A 14588-nucleotide genomic window follows, 5' to 3' on the forward strand; every position below is an offset into this window, starting at 1 on the left:
TTTCACCGTTTTAAGGTGGTGCTCGGCGTGTTTGGCATGATATTTGCCCACACGGTTGAAATCTGGCTGTTCGGTCTGGCGTTTTACTTCATGCACCACAGCGGCAGGTTCGGCTCTCTTGAGGGCAATTTTGACGGCAGTCTGCTGGACTGTGTGTATTTTTCCTTTACCACCTACACATCCGTCGGCTACGGCGACATAGAGCCTTTCGGGCCCCTCCGCTTCCTTTCCGGCGTGGAGGCGATAACGGGGCTGTCTCTGATAGCGTGGTCGGCGTCTTTTATGTTTCTGGAGATGACTAAGTTCTGGGAGAACGAGGGGACGGGGAAATAAATCAAAGAAAATTAAATGCGCAATTTAATTGAACGACCACTGTACATACTCCTACTTTATATGGGAGGAATTCTACTCTTCGCATTAATTTACTGGATTTTGCCACATGGTAGTTTCGGAAAAAACTTATCCCTAATAGAAAGCATATATTTAAGTGTAGTTACAATAACTACGCTTGGATATGGAGACATCACACCTACTAATGGGCTCGGAATGGCAATAACTATGTTTGAGTCGATTTTTGGGATTGTAATTATTGGTGCTTTCATCAATTCTGCATGGAAGTCTCATACAAACAAAATTGAGCAGGAACAGTCAAGAAAAATTCAAGAGACTCTCAAAGAGAAGAACAGAAACAATTTGCTGTCTTATGTTTCTTACTCTAAATCACTTATAGATGATTACCAATTAGTCAATTTTGAAATAACCACCCCTATGAGTGAAAGAAGTGGTAAAGAACCTGTTTTGAATTTCGAATTTCAATTGTCAGACATGAGGGACATATTCTACCCCTCGCTTAGTCGCAATAGAGGCTTTGGAGATAGCTTAATATCTGCATATTTCGATACAGAGAAAGCGATCATAAGTGAGCTAAAATATATCCTGACAAATTTTGATTTTGAAGATTTTCCCAAACTTAAAGAGTTGATTATCCTTTTCTTGACCGCCTCTCATAAAACTGATGTAGAAAAGGCTTTAATATACTATGACAATCTTCCAAGCGACCATCAGATGAGAAAATTACTAGTAAGCATGATTAGAGAATCAAAGGAACAACGCACAATAGGCAATCAGCCAAACATAATAGATCCTGTAGTAGCATTGAATGAAGCAATACCAGTAAAGATGAGATTGATAAATGCCATAATCTTGGAGTTTGAAAACATACAATCCAACAATACCAACATGTAATTGACCCACAATTGCCATCAACTCAAAGTACAATCTTTTCCTTATCGGTGACTGAAACTTGCATATACCATTTGATTAGGATTTCTCATCAATTTTCTACTAGCAAGTACACTAATTTACCATTCTTCCCACTCCTCCTACATAAGCCACAAACACCTACGACACTCCCGTCTTCCTTCTCCCCCTACCCACTACACACCCTCCGGCTCAAACTCCCTCAACCTATCAAAAGTCCTCTTGAGACTCTCCGAAGACCGCGCCGCAACCCGCGCGTCCCAATGCTTAAGCACAAACTCATTGAGTTTGCCATTGTAGTTTGGCCCCACCCTGCTCGTGGAGTCTCTTCGGGGCAAAACTTTCATCCGTAAGCATCAATGCTCAAGTGATTTGATTTTATGGCGGAACGGGACCAGTGTTCTTCAATGGACTGTATAAACTCGGAGCGCACAAGTTTGGCGCGTTGTCCAAGCCATTTTTCATCTTGATCAAACCTCAGATAGAGACCTTCTGCAGGCTGGTCGGCAAGTTTTGACTGCGAAAGAAGTTGCCGGAGTTCCAGGTATGTGAAATACCCTTGCGCAATAAACGGAACTTTAGCAATGTGCATTTTCTTGAGCATGTTGTCGCGCCGACCCGATGAAAGAAAACGGGCAACTTCTTTGTCATAGATATCAAAACCGAGAAACCAGTCCGGCAGACGCTCATAGAAAACCGAATGCCGGGCAAAACACCATTCTCCAAAAAGAATGTAACGGTCGGAAAGATTGTCAAACAGCAAACCAATCCGGGGCGACAACCAACTCTCAAGTTTTTTCCATTGACCTGCTCCGGGCAACTGCAAGTATGAGCCTCTGTTTTGTGCTCGCACATTGCCTTCCAAATCAAACGAAATCCCAAGATTCGCCCCGTCCACCTTCTCTTCAACAACAAGGTTGTGTTGCAGAAATTCATCGCGTCCGGAAGCCGACAACACCTTATCATCCCTTATATCCGCGCCGGGCAACACCGCCAGATGAGGCGTAGAGGGGAATTTGAAAAAATCTTCTTTCATCGGCCCATCTTCTTCTTGTATGTGGCTTCGGCATACTCAGGGCAGACAAAATGAACATGAATGCCTTCTTCCTCCAAAGCATCTCTCCAACCCCACCACTTGCTATCTGTCGCTTGCAGTATTGACGGCTTCTTCCGACTCGAATGGGCGTTTGCCACAGCAACAAACTTTCGGTCTGACGGGTCAAAATTAGTCAAGTCTTTATGGTTCGGGAATTCATCGTAAGAGTCGCCGTTTTTTGTGATTTCTACCCTATGGGAGTCGGGCAACTTCCAACGCTGGGTGTGAACCCATTTCATGAACTTGTCGCCGACATTCGGTGCTCCGCTCATATTGAGTTGCCGTCGGTATTCATCAAATATCTCATTACCGCTATCTATTACCAATGCGCGATTTCTAATAACATGTTCAATTGCTTCAATACATTTTCCCACACACTCAGGGGACACATCAGATCCAGAGTCTGGCTGAATGGCAAGATTGGCTGTCTTTGGAACATTTGTATCTACCACACATTTATCAGGCAAGATCATTCAGACTCCTCCGCTTTACCCTCATTTTCTCGCGTCCGTTTCCCCATAGCAGCCTTGGATTGCTCAATAATGTCCTCCATTTCATCACCGAAGAAGTTCTCTGGCCAGTTTTTTATGTTACCGAACAAATTAATTTCCAGAGGGTCCAGTGTTGCCGGAGTTCTAGTTATATTGGCAAAATAGGCTGACACTTTCTCTTTCGGAATTCTATCTTCAGCAATCCGCCTTTGTAGCCGCCTCAGAAAGTGCTCCGAATGAGTCTCAATGATCAATTGAATGTTCCTGTCTGCTCCGTTTTCTCTAGAATTAATGGCATCTATCATCACATCAGCCAACGCAGACTGAGCACTTGGATGCAAATGAATCTCCGGTTGCTCCATGATGATTATAGACCTCGGCGGAGCATAGAAGCATTGCACCAAAACTGGCAACACTTGCGATATACCGAAGCCGACATCGGGAAGATCTACCCAGTCCCTTGACCCTTTGGTGCAAACCTTGACCTCATAGTCTTGTCGCTGCTTGGTTATGGGTTTGACCTTGAATTCTTCTATTAGTCCCATTTCCTTGAGTTTAATGGCTATAGATTCTTGAAAGGGTTTCTTGCGTCGTCGGTGAGCAAAACTAATTTTGCGGTTTTCTGCGGCAAGAATAGCCGCAACCGTGTTCTCACCTTCGTAGCCTACACTGTCAGGTTCTATTCCTGTCCATGAATACAAGCGTTCAGCTTTTGTGCGAAGTGGCCCGAGATAGTACAGATTTCTGAATAACTTTTCATGCTCCAGATTCAGAGTCTGAACAAAATCCGCATTCTGATGGTAAGCAACCACCTCATCAGGAAACCCATAAAACCGGACCGGCGCACCGAGAGGCCACACGCGCCCTTGTCTACGTGTGAGTTCGTATCCTTCAACTGGGTATTCAACTTCATAATCAGAACTGGTGTCTGACTTGCGCTTCATTACTATGGATAATTTGACTTTATCTTCGTGCAATATCTTGTAACAGAGGCTATGAAGTACTGGTGTGTTTTTATCTTTAACGCTCAATCCCGTCTCAGCACTAAAAGATAGAATATTGCCAGAAACTTTCTCTTGATCTTGGTGCAAGCGGTCTTCTATCTCCAGCAACTCCGGCATTACCCACTGATAATCAAATGCAATCTTATTTGCAGAATTACGGTGAAAGACCATCTCCTGATAAGATCCAAGGTGGACAGCAGAATTCTTACCGCCGGGATAAAAAACCGCTTTTCTGTCTGGAGACTCAACGGTCTGCTTCAACATCATAAGAAACTGACCGATGCTGGATTTTCCCGAACTGTTGGCCCCAAACAGTAAAGTTATGGGGGCCATCTTGATAACTCCGGTATCCTCCCATCCCTTGAAGTTTTTTATTCGCAATTCCTTGAGCATACTATGCGTCGCCTCTTGTCATTTTACCGCTTAATCATACCACACCGGCGACTTAGGGCATCCTCTCAATCCTCTCCACCCCTCCCATGTAAGGCACAAGCGCCCCCGGCACTTCAACACTCCCGTCTTCCCTCTGAAAGTTCTCAAGTATCGCCACAACCGTTCTTCCAATCGCAAGCCCCGAACCGTTGAGGGTGTGAGCAAAAGCCGTCTTTTTGCCGTCCTTGAACCTTATCTGCGCCCTTCTCGCCTGAAAATCCTCAAAGTTGCTGCACGAGGAAATTTCCCTGTATGCCCCCTCGCCGGGAAGCCAGACCTCAATGTCAAAGGTCTTTGCCGCGGAAAAACCCATGTCGCCCGCGCAAAGGGTTACCACACGGTGGTGAATGCCCAGCCGCTCAAGTATGCCGCATGCGTCTTTGAGCAGGGAATCAAGCTCCGCATAAGACTCTTCGGGACGCGCAAACTTGACCAACTCCACCTTGTTGAACTGATGCTGCCTTATGATGCCCTTTGTGTCTTTGCCGTAAGACCCCGCCTCTTTGCGGAAACAAGGCGTGTATGCCGCATATTTGAGCGGCAGGCTTGCCGCGGGGATTACCTCGTCCCGGTGAATGTTTGTAACCGGCACCTCGGCGGTCGGAATCAGGTAGTAATCGGTGTCTTTCAGTTTGAACAGGTCTTCCTCAAACTTCGGCAGGTTGCCCGTTCCCGTCAAACTGGCGGTGTTTGCCGCAAACGGCGGCAGGGTCTCGGTGTATCCGTTCTCGCGGGTGTGAACGTCAAGCATGAAGTTTGCAAGCGCGCGCTCAAGAAGCGCGCCCGCGCCCAGGTACAGCGAAAACCGCGAGCCCGTTATCTTTGCCGCCCGCTCAAGGTCAAGAACGCCGAGAGCCGCGCCGATTTCATCATGACGAAGCGGGGCAAAACCGAATTCGGGCTTCTCCCCCCACCGCGAAACTTCAACGTTTTCACTCTCCCCCGCCCCCGGCGGAACACTGCCGTGCGGAAGGTTGGGTATGCCGAGCATCTCGCCCCTTATGCGGCTTTCCGTGTCCGCCCTTTCGGCGTTGAGGGTTTTGACCTTTTCGGAAACCTCTTTCATACGGGCGGAAAGCGAGGCAAAACCGCCCTCGTCTCCCCGCCGCTTCATCTCCGCCGCCTCGCGGGAGCCCTCGTTGCGCTGCCGCTCCAGCGACTCCGCCTGCGCTATCAGTTCGCGCCGCCGCTCAAAAAGTCTCACCAGCGGGGCGAAATCAAACGAAAATCCCCGCCCGGACAGGCGCGTCTTTACTTCATCAAGATTGTTTTCAACAAATTTCCAGTCAAGCATGGGCGTATAGTATAAAGCAAAAACACAGCCGTTATAAATGCTCCCCGCGCGCTTTGACAACAAAAAGGCGCGCGGTTAGTTTGTTTCGCGCACAAATTCCGGCGCAGGGAGAAAACTGTTTTGAGCAAACTGAAAGACGGAACCGCAATAACCTACTACGGGCATTCAACTTTTCTTATAAAAACGCCCGGAGACAGGAGCATCCTCATAGACCCGTGGGTGAAGGGCAACCCCGCATGCCCCGAAAACCTCCACAAAATTGACAAGGTTGACATCATCGCCATAACACACGGGCACTTTGACCACATCTCGGACGCGGTGGAGATTGCAAAGGAGCACAAGCCGCAAGTGGTCGCAAACTGGGAGGTGTGCGACTGGCTGGGCAAAAAAGGGGTTGAAAACTGCCTGCCGATGAACAAGGGCGGCGGGCAGACGGTTGAAGGGGTGCGGTTTGTTATGACACACGCCCAGCACTCAAGCGGCATAACGGAAGAGGACGGCTCAACCGTTTACGGCGGCGAACCGGGCGGCTTTGTGATTGAACTTGAAAACGGCTACCGGATGTATCACGCGGGAGACACCAACATATTCGGCGACATGAAACTGATAAGGGAGATATACGCCCCGCGCCTCGCGTTCCTGCCCATCGGCGACCTGTTCACAATGTCGCCCCTTGAGGCATCCTACGCATGCCGGTTTGTTGAGCCGGAGATAGTGATTCCCATGCACTACGGCACATTCCCCGCCCTTACGGGAACGCCGGAGGAACTGAAAAAACTCACCGCGGATATCAAAGGGCTTGAAGTGGCGGCGCTCAAACCCGGAGAGACGCTGGTTTGAGCCGCAAACTGGCAGTTCTTGCCGCAGTTGCCGGGCTCGCCCTCTCCTCCTGCGGGGAAAAGGTTGACTACTCCGGCATGTCCGCGAAGACAATGTTTGAGAAGGCGGAGAGCATGGCCGCCGGAAGCAGGGATTTCTCCAAAAAAAACGCGATTGAAATGCTGAAGGAACTCCAGTTGAGACACCCGTTCAGCCCCTACGCGCCAACCGCCTCCCTGAAGACGGCGGACATCAACTTCAGCCGGGGAAGATTCAGGGGCGCGTCAGAGCAATACTCAAAGTTTCTGGCGGACAACCCGAACCACGACAGGCGCGAATACGCGCTGTGGCGGCTTTCCAAAAGTTTCTACAACCTCAAAAATTCACCCGACAGAGACCAGGACCCGTGCAGGAAAACAATTTACTGGTCTCAGGCGCTTCTCTCATACCACCCGGAAACGCAATATGCGGAAGAGGCTGCGGAGCAGATAAGGGGCTGCGCCGCCGTGCTTGCGCAAAGCGAGTTGAGGATAGGGGAGTTTTACCTCAAGCGCGGGCACACCGAGGCGGCAAGGCGGCGGTTTTCCCACCTTGCGGAGAACTTTCCAGGAACGGAAGAGGCAAAACAGGCCGCCGAAATGCTGAGCGACCTTCCGCCCCCGCCCGAACAGTAATGCCGTTCAAAACCATAGAATGGAAAGACGGCGCGGCGGTTATTCTTGACCAGAGAAAACTGCCCGGCGAAAAAACCTACCTCAGATGCGAAACGCACACACAGGTTGCCGGAGCCATAACCGGCATGGCCGTCCGGGGCGCTCCCGCAATAGGCATAGCGGCGGCCATGGGCTTTGCCCTCGGCGCGGCTGAAAACAGCGGCGCGGGCACAGGGGAGGAGTTCTCAAAACGGATGGCGGAGGTGAGAAAAACCCTTGAGGGCACGCGTCCCACGGCGGTGAACCTGTTCTGGGCGACCGGCAGAATGGCGGAGGTGATGGAGCGGCATGAGGGCGCGCCGCCGGGCGAAATCGCGCGGCTTCTGAGGGACGAGGCGGTGGCAATATGCAACGAGGACCTGGAAACCTGCATGGCGCTGGGAAAAGCGGGGCAGGGTCTGATAAAGGACGGGGCGACCGTGATGACTCACTGCAACGCCGGGGGCCTTGCGACCGCCGGATACGGAACCGCGCTCGGCGTCATAAGGGCGGCGCGGGACGCGGGCAAGAAGGTGAAAGTCATATCATCCGAAACGCGGCCGCTTCTTCAGGGGGCGCGGCTTACGGCATGGGAACTGTGCGATGACGGAATACCGGTAACCCTCATAGCGGATGTTGCCGCCGGTTACATGATGAAAAACGGAGCGGTGGACGCCGTCATAGTGGGCGCGGACAGAATCGCCTCAAACGGCGATGTGGCAAACAAGATAGGGACTTACCAGTTGTCCGTGCTGGCAAAGCATCACGGGGTCGCGTTCTTTGTCGCCGCGCCGTGGTCAACGGTTGACATGGCTTGCGCCTCCGGGCGGGATATTCCCATTGAGCAACGGGCGGCGGGGGAGGTTTCCCACTTTGCCGGAACACGGACGGCGGCGGACGGGGCGGAGATAGCCAATCCCGCTTTTGACATAACGCCTGCGGAAAACATCCGCGCCATTATCACTGAAAGAGGTGTTGCAAGCCCGCCGTGCGGAGAGGAACTCGCCCGTATCAGCCCGCCTTCTCCATCTCTTCCTGAACCTCAATCGTGAAACGGGCAAACGGCATCACCCGCAGCCTGTCTTCGCCTATCTTCTCGCCCGTCACCTCGCAGATTCCGTAAGTTCCCTCGTCTATGCGCTTGAGAGCCCCCTCTATCTGGCTCAGGTTGCGGCGGTCGCGCTCGGAAAACAGGAGGGACAGAACCCTGTCCCTGTCGTCCGACGCCTGGTCGTAAAAGTCTCCCACGTCAATTTTGGTCTGCTCGGTCTCCCGCGTAACCGTGCGGGTAACGTCCCTGATGAGGCGCTCCCTCATCAGCAGAAGGTCTTTGCGTATCTCGTCCAAAAACCGTTTCCGGTATCCGGAGGAAGGAGACTTTGCGGTTTTCGGCTTCGCTTTCGGTTTGGGTTTCGGTTTTGCCGCCGTTTTCGTTTTTGCGGCGGGGGGTTTTGTCCGGGGCTTTGCCGCCGCTTTTTTCGGCGCGGAGGAAGAGCCCTTTTTCTTTGCCGACTGGACGGAAGCGGGTTTCTTTGTTATGTTTTTTTTAGCCAAATCGCCGTCTCCGTTTCCCGTTTCGGGAGCGGTTATAGTTATTCAAAGCGCGGGCGATTGTCAAGCGGCGTTGCCGCTGTCGGGTAAAAGACGCCATGTTGCTTCCGGTTTTCCTGTTTCCCGCCCTCTTCATCACTTTTGCGCTGTCCGCGCCCCAAAGCGCGCATGCGGGGATTGAGAGTTCCATAGAGAGCGTAGCCGCCCCCGTAGCGGACTTTATGCTCAAATGGGTGTTTTACTCCGTCCCGCTGTTCGGGACGCAGGTGAAGGTGGTTGTCATGCTGCTTGTGGGGGCGGGGGTGTTCTGCACCCTGTATTTCAGGTTCATCAACATAAGGGGATTCGGCAGGGCGATAGACCTTGTGGCGGGCAGGCGCGACAGCGCGCGGGACGCCCCCGGAGAAGTCAGCCACTTTCAGGCGCTTGCAACCGCATGCGGAGCCACGGTGGGGCTGGGCAACATTGCGGGCGTGGCGATAGCGGTCTCCAAGGGGGGGCCGGGGGCAACCTTCTGGATGATAGTGGCGGGGCTTTTGGGAATGTCGCTCAAGTTTTGCGAGTGCACGCTCGGCGTCAAATACCGCAAGGAAAATCCCGACGGCTCCGTCTCCGGCGGCCCCATGTATTACCTTTCGCGCGGGCTGGGCGAGATGGGGCTCGGCGGGCTCGGCAGGGTTCTGTCAGTGATGTTCGCGGTGTTCTGCATCGGCGGGGCGATAGGGGCGGGCGGCATCTTTCAGGCGAACCAGTCTTTCAAGCAGATACAGGGCATAGCCGAGGCGGGCGGGGGGCAGGTTTCGGGAGCGCTGTTCGGCGTTGCGCTGGCGGTTGCGCTGGGTTTTGTAATCATCGGGGGCATAAAAAAGATAGCGACCGTAACGGCGAGAGTGGTTCCGTTTATGGCAATTATATATGTGCTGTCGGCGGGAGCAGTCATAGCGCTTCAGTTTGACAAACTTCCCGAAGCCTTCTCCCTGATAGTGCGCGGGGCGTTCTCCCCCGAAGGCGTTGAGGGCGGCATGCTGGGCGTTATGGTGTGGGGGTTTCAGAGGGCGACTTTCTCAAACGAGGCGGGGCTCGGCTCCGCCCCCATAGCCCACAGCGCGGTTAAAACCCGCCACCCGGCGACCGAGGGCATAGTGGCGCTCCTTGAGCCGTTTCTTGACACGGTTGTTATATGCACGATGACCTCGCTTGTGATAGTGCTGACCGGGGCATACCGCATCCCCGAAGGCATGGGAGGGATTGAGATAACCTCCGCCGCATTCGCGTCCTCTCTGGAATGGTTTCCCTATCTGCTGGCGCTTTGCGCTCTGCTGTTCGCTTTTTCAACCATGATATCGTGGAGTTACTACGGGCTGAAGTCATGGACGTTTCTGTTCGGTGAGACCCCAAGGCAGAAACTCGCCTTTAACTTCATCTTCTGCCTGTTCGTTGCGGCGGGCGCGGCGGCAAGCCTCTCGTCCGTCATCAACATTACGGACTCCATGATATTTCTTATGGCGGCGGTAAACCTCACGGGGGTTTTCCTGCTGGCGCCCGTGGTCAAAAGGGAACTGCGCTCCTATATGAACTCGCGGGACGGCAAATAGACGTCGCCCTTTTTTAAGACCGCCGCCCGCCGAAAAAGCGCGCCCTCACCCTGAATATGTCTTCAATCTGGTGGATGAAGATGCCCGCAAGCCCCAGAGTGGTTACCGCAAGCACCCACGGGTAGCCGCCAAGAATCGCCACCGGAATAAACACGAGCGAGTAGAAGTTTCTCCTCATCACGGGGCGGAGAAACGCGAGAAGACGCCTCGCGGGCGACAAGTCGCCGCCGCCCACAAGTTCGTCTATCCTGTGGTATGAGACCAGACTGCCCGACCCCGTGTAGCGAACCATAAAGAAGAATGACCAGGCGAGGAAAAACAGAAAAACCGATATGTTGAAAGCGCCCAGAGCAAGCGCGAGAGACTGGTTGCCGCCGTGCAAATACAAGCCCACCGGAACGCTGATGACAAACCCGCCCACGGTTATCTGGTCGCTGAGCGTGTCAACCCATTCGCCGCGCTTTGTCTCAAGAAGTTTGATTCTTGCCACCTCGCCGTCGCAACGGTCAAGAACGGCCGCTATCTGCATAAAAACCGCCCCCAGAACCGGATAGCCCGACAGGTATGACGCTATGCACGGCACACCCGCAAGGATGTTGGTCAGAACGCTTATCTGATTCGGCGTCAGTGATGTGTTGCGGGCAAGCCATGAACTTACCGGCAGGGAGATTCTGCCGTTTATGTTCCTCGCTATCCATCCGGTTGATGTTTTGCCGACGCTTGAGGAGAGAAGCCGCCACGCGCGGGAAACGGACTCCGGGCTGTCGTCAAGGCGGATGGCGTGAACCCCTTCGGGAACATGAAACTGTTTGACCCCGTCATCCCTGTAACGCCCCACCCAGCGCGACAGGTCGCAGTCTTCAACGAGGTCCGCAACCGCCTCCGGCTCAACGATAACGGCTCCGAGAGGCTTTACCACACTCTCGCCCGCCGGGCCCTCGTCTCGGGTTTTCATTATGACCGCGCCGCCCGCAGACGGCTTCTCTTTGAGAAAATCCCCCAGAAGCGGGGCGTGAAAAAATATGTTTGACTGAAGCACAAGCGTGTTGCCGCCGCGCTCGCGTTCCACAACGGTTTTGCCCGGATTCAGAAAGGTTATCTTCGCCTGACCCGAACCGGCTTCGGGAAGCATGTCCCTGAGGACGGACTCATGGGCGGGGGAAACTACCGTTATGGAGTCAATTCCGGCTTTGAGGCAGGAGCGCACAAGCCTGCGAACCTGAGTGAGGCCGCCTATGGAAACGCCGGCGAAAGTGTCAAGAGACTCGCCGCGCAGTCCGGTCCCGCAAGCCAGAATCAGAGCGTCCGCCATTTAAGAATTCAACCCGAAGATACTATCTTGAAAGGCTTTCGGGAGCCCGCGACGCGACCGCCGCGAAACATGAACCGGTCTGAATTGTTCTTCGCCGCAAACAGGTCCTTCGGATAGTCAACATCCATCCAGAACATGTCGCCCACATCAAAAGGCTTCACCTTGTATCCCTTGTTAAGAAGCCTCTGTATGCAAGACACATACCACTTCTGGCGGACGTTGCTTCCCCTCATCTCCTCTTCGGAAGCCTTCTTTATCATCTCAACGCCGGAGCCTCTGAACAGGCGCAACCCGACCGATTCGTAGTGAATGTCTTCCTCTATGTCCTTGGTAACCAGAGAGACATGCTCGCTGTCCATCCTGACCTTCATGTCCTCCTGGTCGTAGGAGGCTTTCTTTTTGACCGGAAACACTATGTTTTCGCGCCGCATGTTTACCATGCTGTCCAGAATGTCTATCTCAAATATGTCATCGCCGTTCATCACAACAATGTCATCATCCATCTCCCCCCTTGCCAGACACAGGGAGACAAGGCTGTTGGTGGTTCTGTAGAAGGGGTTGTAAATGGTCTTTATCTTCATGCCGAGGCCGTTGTAGCCGCGAAGGAACCCCTCAACCTTGTCAAAGCCGAAGCCCACCACAATGACCACCTCGCTGATTCCGCAGTCGCGTATGTGGTTTATCTGGTTCTCAAGAATGGAAGTGCCGCCCAGGTTCAGAAGACATTTGGGTATGGTCTCCGTATAGGGGCGCAACCGGCTCCCCAGACCCGCGGCAAGAATAATAGCTTTCATCGCTCCGTCTCCATAATGACCGGACAAGTAAAATGAAAATCAGTTATTACAACCGGCGGCTGACACAAGCCAGCCGCCAAACTCCCGCCTATTATCTCCGTTCACGGCGAAAAATTCAAGAGTTATTGCTCTTGGCGGGCGTCCGATATCGTAAAGGGGCTTACCTCGCTTTTGATGCTTTTGATGTTGTTGCGCTCATCAACATAGACCAGCTTGGGGGTGTGGCTCTTGCACTCGCTTTCGTCATAGGAGGCAAAACTGGCGATTATAAGAGAATCGCCCTCCCGCGCCAGATGAGCGGCCGCGCCGTTAACGCATACGACGTTTGTGCCCCTCCCGCCCTCTATGACATAGGTGAAGAACCTGTGACCGTTGGTAACATTGAAAATGGAGACCTTTTCGTGGGGCAACAGGTCGGCGGCCTCCATAAGGACGGGGTCAAGCGTCAGGCTTCCCTCGTAGTCAAGGTCGGCCTCGGTAACAAGAGCCTGATGTATCTTGGATTTCAGAAGACTTCTCTTAATGTCTGCGCACCCCTTTTTTCAAAATCCCGCCCGGTCAAAACCTTACGCTGTCTATGAGCCTTGCTTTGCCGACCCCGGCCGCTATCGCCGCCAGACTACCCGTCCGCGCGGTCTCTGCGGGCGCGAGCGTTTCGGGGTCGCAGATCTCAAGGTATTCAACCTCAACCCCGGAACGCGTCCCGAGGAACTCTCTGCCGTCCCTCACTATCTCGGCGCTACGCGAAATACCTGACTCAAACAGCGCCTTCATTCTAAACAAAACATCGGGAATGGCAACCGCAGCCTTTCTTTCTTCATCCGACAGGTATTCGTTGCGGGAACTTACGGCAAGCCCCGAAGAGTCTCTCACGGTGGGAACGCTGATGATTTCCATGTCCAGATTGAGGTCTTTTACCATCCTCCTGATGATGGCGAGTTGCTGAAAGTCCTTTTCGCCGAAACCCGCAACCGCCGGGCGAACTATGTTGAACAGTTTCAGAACAACCGTTGCCACGCCCTTGAAGTGGCCGGGCCTCTTCAGACCGCAGAGAAAGCCCTGAAGGCGCTCAACCTCAACCGATGTCTGAAAGCCGTCCGGGTATATATCCCCCGATTCCGGCAGAAAGACCGCATCCACACCGGCGGCGGACAGTTTGGCAATATCGCCCGCAGTGTCTCTCTTATAGCCGTCAAAATCCTCCCCTGAACCGAACTGCAGGGGGTTGACGAAGATGCTGACCACACATGCGCGGTTCTTCGCGGCGACCCTGTCCACTATGCTCAAGTGCCCCGCATGAATCGCGCCCATCGTGGGAACAAACCCGACCTCCCCGCCCGACGCGGCAACGGCGGACGAGTATTCTCTCATCCCGGAGACCGTTCTTATGACAGCGGGGGAGCTCAATCGTTTTCGCCGTCCGGCGGGGGGAACGTTCCCTCTCTGACCTCGCGGACGTAATCCTCAACAGCGGACGAGAAAATTTTCCCCGCCTCGCAATACTGTCTGACAAAGCGGGGAACTTCCTCGGTGAGCCCGACAAGGTCGTTGAAAACAAGTATCTGTCCGTCGCACCCGCCGCCGGAGCCGATGCCGATGGTCGGTATGTCAACGGCGGAGGTGATGCGCCGCGCAAGAGCGGGCGGCACGCACTCCACCACCAGAGCCACCGCGCCCTCCTCCCGGCTTTCAAGGGCAAGCCGGTATATGTCATCCGCGCTCTCCGGAGTGCAGCCCTGAATTCCGTATCCGCCGTACAGGTTGACGGACTGGGGGCACAACCCCACATGGGCGACAACCGGAATGCCGGCGTCCGTCACGGCGCGCGCGGCTTTTATGTGGCGGGAAGCGGATATCTCCATCTTCACGGAACGAGCCCCCGCGCGAAGAAGGGCTCCGGCGTTTCTGACCGCGTCCCGCTCGCCCGTCTGATAGGAGAGAAAGGGCATGTCCGCGCACAAGTGGGCGTTCCTGACGCCCCGGGAAACCGCGCGGGTGTGGTATTCCATATCCCTCATGCGCACGGAAACTGTGCTCGGCAGACCGGCAAACACATTGCCCACGGAGTCGCCCACCAGAACAAGGTCAACCCCGCACCCGTCAACTATTTCACCCACGCGCCAGTCGTAGGCGGTTACGGCCACTATTTTGCGCCCTTCCCGTTTCATGCGTTTCAGGTCGCGGGCGGTCTTTCCGGTTTCACTGCTCACCGCGCAAACTTTAACAGGCAAAAACGCGCGGGGAAAGC

Annotated in this window: 17 protein-coding genes; 6 read left to right on the plus strand and 11 right to left on the minus strand. The window is 53.8% G+C overall.

The window, feature by feature from the left end; all coding sequences use genetic code 11:
• Together OXF42_02725 and OXF42_02730 are read left to right on the plus strand one after the other, a co-directional pair.
• The coding region (locus tag OXF42_02725) for a potassium channel family protein (protein ID MCY4047009.1) at positions 1-333 on the plus strand (333 nt) is incomplete at its 5' end.
• A 15-nt stretch (positions 334-348) separates the two neighbouring features.
• Positions 349-1245 carry a potassium channel family protein gene (locus tag OXF42_02730; GenBank protein ID MCY4047010.1) on the plus strand — a complete coding sequence of 299 codons (897 nt, stop codon included), beginning with the start codon at positions 349-351 and terminating at the stop codon, positions 1243-1245.
• Positions 1246-1436: 191 nt separating this feature from the next.
• On the opposite strand, the gene OXF42_02735 is transcribed toward OXF42_02730, so the two are convergent.
• Genes OXF42_02735 through serS form a run of 5 tightly spaced genes read right to left on the minus strand, consistent with a single transcriptional unit; the run spans position 1437 to position 5577 of the window.
• Positions 1437-1607, minus strand: coding sequence for a hypothetical protein (locus tag OXF42_02735; GenBank protein MCY4047011.1), 171 nt, complete (start codon positions 1605-1607; stop codon positions 1437-1439).
• Positions 1604-2296: an RNA ligase family protein gene (locus OXF42_02740; GenBank protein ID MCY4047012.1), complete on the minus strand. Its 693-nt coding sequence runs from the start codon at positions 2294-2296 to the stop codon at positions 1604-1606. The genes OXF42_02735 and OXF42_02740 overlap by 4 nt, the downstream gene beginning before the upstream one ends.
• Complete coding sequence (locus OXF42_02745; protein MCY4047013.1) at positions 2293-2829, minus strand: hypothetical protein; 537 nt, start codon at positions 2827-2829, stop codon at positions 2293-2295. Before OXF42_02745 ends, OXF42_02740 begins: the two co-directional genes overlap by 4 nt.
• Positions 2826-4244, minus strand: coding sequence for a DUF3696 domain-containing protein (locus tag OXF42_02750; protein MCY4047014.1), 1419 nt, complete (start codon positions 4242-4244; stop codon positions 2826-2828). Before OXF42_02750 ends, OXF42_02745 begins: the two co-directional genes overlap by 4 nt.
• Positions 4245-4296: 52 nt before the next feature.
• Entirely contained in the window at positions 4297-5577 is a 1281-nt protein-coding gene (gene serS / locus OXF42_02755) for a serine--tRNA ligase (protein MCY4047015.1), read from the minus strand.
• 120 nt (positions 5578-5697) lie between these two features.
• Here serS and OXF42_02760 point away from each other — a divergent pair, with 120 nt between their 5' ends.
• The 3 genes from OXF42_02760 to mtnA are packed head-to-tail and all read left to right on the plus strand — an operon-like array spanning position 5698 to position 8140.
• Entirely contained in the window at positions 5698-6417 is a 720-nt protein-coding gene (locus OXF42_02760; protein MCY4047016.1) for a metal-dependent hydrolase, read from the plus strand.
• Positions 6414-7070 carry a tetratricopeptide repeat protein gene (locus OXF42_02765; protein ID MCY4047017.1) on the plus strand — a complete coding sequence of 219 codons (657 nt, stop codon included), beginning with the start codon at positions 6414-6416 and terminating at the stop codon, positions 7068-7070. The genes OXF42_02760 and OXF42_02765 overlap by 4 nt, the downstream gene beginning before the upstream one ends.
• Positions 7070-8140, plus strand: a complete 1071-nt coding sequence (mtnA, locus tag OXF42_02770; GenBank protein ID MCY4047018.1) for an S-methyl-5-thioribose-1-phosphate isomerase — start codon at positions 7070-7072, stop codon at positions 8138-8140. The genes OXF42_02765 and mtnA overlap by 1 nt, the downstream gene beginning before the upstream one ends.
• On the opposite strand, the gene OXF42_02775 is transcribed toward mtnA, so the two are convergent.
• Positions 8100-8642 carry a TraR/DksA family transcriptional regulator gene (locus OXF42_02775; protein ID MCY4047019.1) on the minus strand — a complete coding sequence of 181 codons (543 nt, stop codon included), beginning with the start codon at positions 8640-8642 and terminating at the stop codon, positions 8100-8102. The genes mtnA and OXF42_02775 overlap by 41 nt on opposite strands.
• Positions 8643-8737: 95 nt before the next feature.
• Between OXF42_02775 and OXF42_02780 the strand changes: the two genes are divergently transcribed.
• Positions 8738-10234: an alanine/glycine:cation symporter family protein gene (locus OXF42_02780; GenBank protein ID MCY4047020.1), complete on the plus strand. Its 1497-nt coding sequence runs from the start codon at positions 8738-8740 to the stop codon at positions 10232-10234.
• 13 nt (positions 10235-10247) lie between these two features.
• On the opposite strand, the gene OXF42_02785 is transcribed toward OXF42_02780, so the two are convergent.
• The 5 genes from OXF42_02785 to panB all read right to left on the minus strand — a co-directional run bounded on the left by OXF42_02785 (position 10248) and on the right by panB (position 14571).
• Positions 10248-11546 carry a CDP-alcohol phosphatidyltransferase family protein gene (locus OXF42_02785; protein ID MCY4047021.1) on the minus strand — a complete coding sequence of 433 codons (1299 nt, stop codon included), beginning with the start codon at positions 11544-11546 and terminating at the stop codon, positions 10248-10250.
• Positions 11547-11554: 8 nt separating this feature from the next.
• Positions 11555-12340, minus strand: a complete 786-nt coding sequence (locus OXF42_02790) for a phosphocholine cytidylyltransferase family protein (protein ID MCY4047022.1) — start codon at positions 12338-12340, stop codon at positions 11555-11557.
• Between the two features lie 122 nt (positions 12341-12462).
• A complete protein-coding gene (locus OXF42_02795; protein ID MCY4047023.1) occupies positions 12463-12864 on the minus strand; it encodes an aspartate 1-decarboxylase in 402 nt (133 codons plus the stop codon).
• A gap of 34 nt (positions 12865-12898) precedes the next feature.
• Positions 12899-13747, minus strand: coding sequence for a pantoate--beta-alanine ligase (gene panC / locus OXF42_02800; GenBank protein MCY4047024.1), 849 nt, complete (start codon positions 13745-13747; stop codon positions 12899-12901).
• Positions 13744-14571 (minus strand): 3-methyl-2-oxobutanoate hydroxymethyltransferase, encoded by an 828-nt coding sequence (gene panB, locus OXF42_02805; protein MCY4047025.1) that lies wholly within the window; start codon positions 14569-14571, stop codon positions 13744-13746. The genes panC and panB overlap by 4 nt, the downstream gene beginning before the upstream one ends.
• Between the last annotated feature and the right edge of the window lie 17 nt (positions 14572-14588).

This window comes from Candidatus Dadabacteria bacterium (assembly GCA_026708565.1).
Taxonomy (GTDB): domain Bacteria; phylum Desulfobacterota_D; class UBA1144; order Nemesobacterales; family Mycalebacteriaceae; genus Mycalebacterium.